The organism is Salinispora fenicalii, from assembly GCF_000514815.1.
GTDB classification, from domain to species: domain Bacteria; phylum Actinomycetota; class Actinomycetes; order Mycobacteriales; family Micromonosporaceae; genus Micromonospora; species Micromonospora fenicalii.
Genome location: NZ_KI911473.1, coordinates 1 through 6,180, shown reverse-complemented (window position 1 = coordinate 6,180; position 6,180 = coordinate 1). Strand labels below are relative to the sequence as shown.

General features: G+C 67.5%; 6 protein-coding genes and 1 CRISPR repeat array. Of the genes, 4 read left to right on the top strand and 2 right to left on the bottom strand.

Going from position 1 to position 6,180, the window contains the following annotated elements; genetic code table 11:
• Positions 1 to 7: 7 nt before the first annotated feature.
• Entirely contained in the window at positions 8 to 1,105 is a 1,098-nt protein-coding gene (locus B116_RS0122865; protein WP_027661434.1) for a MupA/Atu3671 family FMN-dependent luciferase-like monooxygenase, read from the top strand.
• 86 nt (positions 1,106 to 1,191) lie between these two features.
• On the opposite strand, the gene B116_RS25755 is transcribed toward B116_RS0122865, so the two are convergent.
• Complete coding sequence (locus B116_RS25755) at positions 1,192 to 1,881, bottom strand: thioesterase II family protein (RefSeq protein ID WP_188116068.1); 690 nt, start codon at positions 1,879 to 1,881, stop codon at positions 1,192 to 1,194.
• A gap of 102 nt (positions 1,882 to 1,983) precedes the next feature.
• Positions 1,984 to 3,174 (bottom strand): cytochrome P450, encoded by a 1,191-nt coding sequence (locus B116_RS0122855; RefSeq protein WP_018722435.1) that lies wholly within the window; start codon positions 3,172 to 3,174, stop codon positions 1,984 to 1,986.
• A 180-nt stretch (positions 3,175 to 3,354) separates the two neighbouring features.
• Between B116_RS0122855 and B116_RS0122850 the strand changes: the two genes are divergently transcribed.
• The 3 genes from B116_RS0122850 to B116_RS26010 all read left to right on the top strand — a co-directional run bounded on the left by B116_RS0122850 (position 3,355) and on the right by B116_RS26010 (position 5,446).
• On the top strand, positions 3,355 to 4,266 hold the full coding sequence (locus B116_RS0122850; protein ID WP_027661433.1) for an ABC transporter ATP-binding protein: 912 nt from the start codon (positions 3,355 to 3,357) through the stop codon (positions 4,264 to 4,266).
• The gene (locus B116_RS0122845) at positions 4,256 to 5,032 is read left to right on the top strand and encodes an ABC transporter permease subunit (RefSeq protein WP_027661432.1); all 777 of its coding nucleotides are present in this window, start codon (positions 4,256 to 4,258) and stop codon (positions 5,030 to 5,032) included. The genes B116_RS0122850 and B116_RS0122845 overlap by 11 nt, the downstream gene beginning before the upstream one ends.
• A gap of 213 nt (positions 5,033 to 5,245) precedes the next feature.
• Positions 5,246 to 5,446 (top strand): transposase, encoded by a 201-nt coding sequence (locus tag B116_RS26010; protein WP_027661431.1) that lies wholly within the window; start codon positions 5,246 to 5,248, stop codon positions 5,444 to 5,446.
• A gap of 149 nt (positions 5,447 to 5,595) precedes the next feature.
• A CRISPR array of direct repeats spans positions 5,596 to 6,169; the repeat unit is 24 nt; unit sequence GGAGCACCCCCACGTGCGTGGGGA.
• Positions 6,170 to 6,180: the final 11 nt, after the last annotated feature.

The window sequence follows — 6,180 nt, the reverse complement described above, 5'->3', positions numbered from 1 at the left end:
GAGCCTGATGGAATTCAGCGTCTATTTCTTCGCTGCGAACGACCGTTACGACTTCGGGGACCGCTACCGGTTCATCCTGGAGGTGGCCCAGTTCATCGACGCCCGCGGCTTCACGGCGATCTGGACCCCGGAGCGCCACTTCCAGGAGTTCGGCGGCAGCTTCCCCAACCCAGCGGTGCTGTCGGCGGCGATCGCGACCACCACCACCTCGATCGGGCTGCGGGCCGGCAGCGTGGTCGTCCCGCACCACCACCCGGTGCGCATCATCGAGGAGTGGGCGTTGGTGGACCAGCTCTCCGGCGGGCGGGCCGGACTGTGCCTGGCGACCGGCTGGCATCACGGCGACTTCGTCTTCTACCCACAGCACTACGAGACGCGCCGCGAGTACACCTTCGACGCGATCGGCACGTTGCAGGCGTTGTGGCGCGGCGACGCGGTGGGTTTTCCGGGGCCGGACGGTGCCGTGCTCCCGGTACGCACGTTCCCGCGCCCGTGCCAGGCGGAACTTCCGCTGTGGCTGGTTCACACCTCCAACCCGCAGACCTGGATCGAGGCGGGCACCCGAGGTCTGAACGTGCTGACGTTGCTGGACAGCTGGGAACGACTGGAACAGAACATCGCCGCCTACCGCGCGGCGCGGGAGCGGGCCGGGCACGACCCGGGCGGCGGCATCGTCACGGTGGGCTTGCACACGTACGTCGGCGCGGATGACGACTCGGTCTGGCAGCTGGTTCGTGAACCTGTCAAGAAGTATCTGGGTTCCTTCATGTCGCAGAAGAGCAGTGACAGCAGAGCCGGCGCCTCGGCCGGGGAGGCGGAACGGGACCGGCTCGCCGAGATCATGGCGGAGGACTACTTCCAGCGGCGGTCGCTGCTGGGCTCCGAGGAGAAGTGCCTCGATGTCGTGCGGCGGCTCTCCGCGATCGGCGTCTCCGAGGTCGCCTGTCTGGTCGACTTCGGGCTGCCCTTCGACACCATCATGCGGGCACTTCCCCGGCTGGACGCGGTGCGCCAGCGGGCGCAGCAGCCACACCAGGAGCCCGAGGCCGGGGCCGTGGCGCCGTCCTCGGCGGAGCTGACGTGGTACTACGCGCGGAGCCGTTAGCCCGGCTCGGGCCGCCGGTGCGCAGGCGATCGGGCGTGCCGGCCGGCCCGGTCCGGTGTCCGATGCCGATGACGTGCTCCGGCCGGTCAGGGTATCAACGTGCTGGTGAGTTCCGTTCCCAACGTCCGCGCCAGCCGTGCGCGCTCGCTATCGAGGAAGAAGTGACCACCGGGTAGGCCGTGCAGGCGCGCACCGCCGGTGGTCAGCTCCGCCCATGCCAGCAGCCCGGCTGGCGTTGTCTCGAGGTCGTCTTCGCCGTAGAACACCGACACCGGGCATCGCAGCGCCGGACCGGGCTCATGACGGTAGGTCTCCAGCATGGTGGCGTCGGCGCGCAGGATCGGTAGGTACAGCTCACGCATCTGTGGATCCGTGCGGATCACCGGAGGGATCGCTCTGTACTGGCGATCGAGCACGTCGATGAAGTCTTGATCGTCGAGGCGGTGCACCCCGCCCCGGTAGGAGGGGATCTGCGGTGCGTCGCGCGCCGAGACGGCCAGCATTGACGCCTGCAGGCCCCAGTCATGGCTCAGTCGGCGAACCAGCTCGTAGCCGATGAACGCGCCGAGGCTGTGACCGAACACCGCGAATGGCTCCTCCAGCGTGGGCGCCAGTGCCTGCGCGGCGTCGTCCACCAGCGCGTGCAGATCCGTCACGAGTGGTTCGTGGAAGCGGGCGTCGCGACCCGGAAGCCGCAGTGCCCACACCTCGACGCCTGCGGGCAGCAGCGATTGCCACCCGTGGAAAACGGCGGCTCCGCCGCCGGCGTAGGGCACACACAGTAGCCGCAGGTGGCAGCGCCGGCTCGACGGGCGCAATACCCATCGGTCCGGCGCTGCGGCGAGCGATTCGGTGATCTTTGCCGTCATCAGCGTCCGTCAGGCAGGTTGGAGCACGACGGGCAGCTTGTCGTAACCGACCATCTGCGGTGGCTTCGCCCACGCGACTTCGCCGTCCCGATCGACCGTGATCTTCTTGAAGCGCTCGTGCAGGGTTCGGACGACCAGACGGGTCTCCAAGCGGCCGAGAGCGTTGCCGATGCAGTGGTGCGTACCGAACCCGAAGCCGAAGTGGCGCACCTCGCCCGCACGGTGGATGTCGAAGGCGTCCGGGTGGGTGAACTGGCGCTCGTCGCGATTGGCCGAGCAGAAGCTCGCGGCGACGTACTGGTGCTTGGGTATCGTGACCCCGCCCAGCTCGACGTCGCGGGTGCTGCCGCGCAATCCCGTGGTGATCGGGGGCCGGTGCCGCAGGACCTCTTCGATGGCCTGTGGCAGCAGCGACGGGTTGTCCCTGACGTCCCGCTGCGCCTGTCCGTTCATGTCCAGCAGGTCGATGGTGTTGGCGATGGTCATGGTCGTGCTGATGTGGCCGCCCGCGAACATGACATTGGCGAAGTTCGCGGTCTCGTCGTCGGTCAGGGTGTCGCCGTCGAGCTGCGCGTTGGCGAGTCGCGTCAGCATGTCGTCACCGGCCTTGCCCCGGCGTTCGTGGACCTTCTCACGCAGGTAGCTCACCGCGTCCTGCTGCATGTCGAACAGTGACTCGGCGTATCCCTCCTGAGCCATCTGCTCGGGGGTGACGTCCATGACCCGCCGTGCCCAGTCGTAGAAGTGCACCCGGTCCTCCGACGGGAGGCCGAGGACTTCGAGGATCACCGCGATCGGCACGGTGTAGGCCAGTTCGGCCACGAAGTCGACGCGGTCCTTGTCGACAAAACCGTCGATCACCTCGTTGGTGATCCGGACGATCAGCGGCTCGAACTCCCCGATGGAGTGCGGCGTGAACGCGGTGCCGAGGATGCGCCGTACCCGGGTGTGTCGGGGCGGATCCATCTGCGGCAGGCTCTCCAGGCCGGACTCCGGATATCCCATGCGGTGCATCTCGGAGGAGAAGATCTGCGGATTGGTCAGCACGTGGCGCGCGTCGTCATAGCGGTAGACCACCCACCAGCCGGTGACCGGGTCACGTCGCACCGGGTGCTCGTCGCGCATCATCCGGTACCACGGGTAGATGGCGGCGTCGTTGACGTTTGGCTGCGGGGGGATCGTCGTTTCGGAAGTCGTCACCCGAGTACCTCTCGTGCCGTGGGCATCAGCGCGGTCCAGAGGCAGCATGCGGGCGAGGGCGGTCGCGAACTACCCCGGGGAGTCCCCAGCTCTCACCCCAGACACCCGCGACGGCGAACACCAGTGGCGCGTGAGGTTCGGAGTCTTCAAAAATCTTTAAAGACTTGATAGCTTGAGAGTATGGAACCGGTCATTCAGCTCGAAAAGCTGACCAAGCGCTACGGAAGCAGACGCGGGATCGTCGACCTGTCACTCGAGGTCTATCCGGGTGAGGTGCTGGGTTACCTCGGCCCCAACGGCGCTGGCAAGTCCACGACCATTCGCCTGCTGCTGGACATGATCCGGCCCAGCGGTGGGCGGGCCCGGGTGTTGGGCCTGGACCCTCGTGCCGACGCCGTGGCCCTGCACCGGCGCGTCGGTTACCTTGCCGGCGACTTCGTCGTGCACAAGCGGCAGAGTGTCCGAGAATGCCTGAGTTTCCTCAGCGGGCTGCGCGGTGGTGTGCCCGCCGCACGCATAGACGAACTGGCACAGCGGCTCGATCTCGACCTGAGCGCCAGAATCAAGAGTCTCTCCAAAGGAAACCGGCAGAAGGTCGGCCTCGTGCAGGCCTTCATGCACCAGCCGGAGCTGTTCATCCTCGACGAGCCGACCTCCGGGCTCGACCCTCTCGTGCAGCAGACCTTCCTGGACCTCGTCCGTGAGGCCCGGGCCGCCGGGCAGACCGTCTTGATGTCCTCACACATCATGAGTGAGGTGGAGGCCGTCGCCGACCGGGTCGCCATCATCCGCGACGGCAGGTTGGTCGCGGTCAGCGGCATGGCGGAGCTGCGGTCGCGCACCGCGCTGACGGTTCAGGTCGAGATCGAGTTCACCACTGCTCCCAACGCCAACCGCTTTGCCGTGCTGGAAGGCGTCACGGACGTCACGGTGGAGGGGTGCACCTTGCGCTGCCGCGCCCAGGGTAGCCCTGACGCGCTGATCAAGCTGGCGGCTGAGCACACCGTCAGGCGAATCCGTGCGGTCGAACCCGACCTCGAGGACCTGTTCCTCGGCTACTACAGCAGCGAGGAGAAGGCACGTGTCGCGTAGCATCCTGACCCAGTCGCTTTGGGACAACCGGCGAAGCCTGACCGGCTGGATCGTCGCCGCCACGCTGCTCGCGATCATCTACGGGGCCTTCTATCCGCAGATGACGCCGCAGAGCGTGGAGACGGTGCCCGACGCCTTGCGGGACGCCTTCAACTTCTCCGACATCGGCTCCGCCGCCGGCTACCTGGGAACTGCGCCGTTCGGCATCCTGGTGCCGCTGGTCGTGCTCTTCTACGGAGTTGCGACCGGGGCGCGTGCCATCGCCGGCGACGAGGAGAACGGGCTCCTCGAACTCGTTCTGGCACACCCGGTGAGCCGTACGAAGCTCCTGCTGCAACGATTCGGGGCGTTGGCGGTGGGAGCCGTCGTCATCGCCCTCATGATCTTCCTCGGCATGCTGGCCATCCGCTCAAGCGCTCAGCTCGAGACCGTCTCGGCCGGCCAGTTCGCCGCTCAAGCCACCGCAGTGTGTCTTCTCGCGGTCTTCTTCGGGGCCTTGGCGCTCGGCATCGGCGCCGCCGGTGGCCGTCACGGACTGGTCTTCGCGGGAACGGCATCGGTCGGAGTGCTCTCGTACATGCTCAACGCCTTCGCCCCGCAGATGGGCGCCACCTGGCTGCAGAAGGTCTCGCCGTTCTACTACTACATCGGCGGAGAGCCCCTGAAGAATGGGTTCCAGTGGGGTCACCTGGGTGTGCTGGCGGCCCTGACGGTGGTGATACTCGGCATCGGTCTATGGGCCTTCAACCGTCGCGACCTCGGCTGACTTTCCCCTCGCCTGTCACGCCGGCCGTGCCCCCCCGCCGGCCGGCGTGACAGGCTCCCTCTGCCGCCGGGTGACTGATGGGCCGCCGCGTGACTTCGACCCGCCGCGCGACCGTCGCGGCTGCCAAGGGCCGCTTTGAGGCGTTCGCCGCCGAGTTCGGCGGCCGCTACCCGGCCGTGATCCGGCTGTGGCGCACCTGTTGGGCCGCAGTTCGTGCCGTTGCTGGACTGCGACCACGAGGTCCGCAAGGTCCTCTACACCACCACCATCAGCGAGTCGCTGAACGCCCGGTGCCGGCAGGCCGCCCGCCGGCGCGGGCATCTCCCAACGGAACAGGCCGCGATGAAGATTCTGCACCTCATCGTCGGGCAGAGACGCAAGAGTGGGAGCATCACCGGCCGGGTCTACGGTTGAGGCAAGGCCCTCAACGCCCTGACCCTCGCCGACAGCGACCGGATCACCACCTAACAACCCCGACCACACCCAACGGCCAAACACGGAAAACGCCAAACTCCGTGCGTGGGGAGGACCAGTTCGGGTTGCTGTTGTCGCAGCGCATCAGCGGAGCACCCCCACGTGCGTGGGGAGGACCAGGGCAGGACAACCGGTTACGCCGGTCCAGCTGGAGCACCCCCACGTGCGTGGGGAGGACGCGCACGGCAGCGCCCGCAGCGTAGCCCTGAGCGGAGCACCCCCACGTGCATGGGGAGGATTGACGGCGAGGTCCGACAGCAGTTCTCTATTTGGGAGCACCCCCACGTGCGTGGGGAGGACCCGCACCGCCCTTCGGATTCGCGACTACCACGGTGGAGCACCCCCACGTGCGTGGGGAAGACACAAGATTGTGGTACGTACCGCCCCCGATATGCGGAGCACCCCCACGTGCGTGGGGAAGACACAAGATTGTGGTACGTACCGCCCCCGATATGCGGAGCACCCCCACGTGCGTGGGGAGGACGCGACGAAGCAGCCGCGTAGCCGCGGGTCGTCCGGAGCACCCCCACGTGCGTGGGGAGGACGACCTGCTCGCCGAGCTGGCCGGACCAGACAGCGGAGCACCCCCACGTGCGTGGGGAGGACCCCGCGTCATGCCCGTAGGCGTCGTTTACCTGCGGAGCACCCCCACGTGCGTGGGGAGGACGACCTGT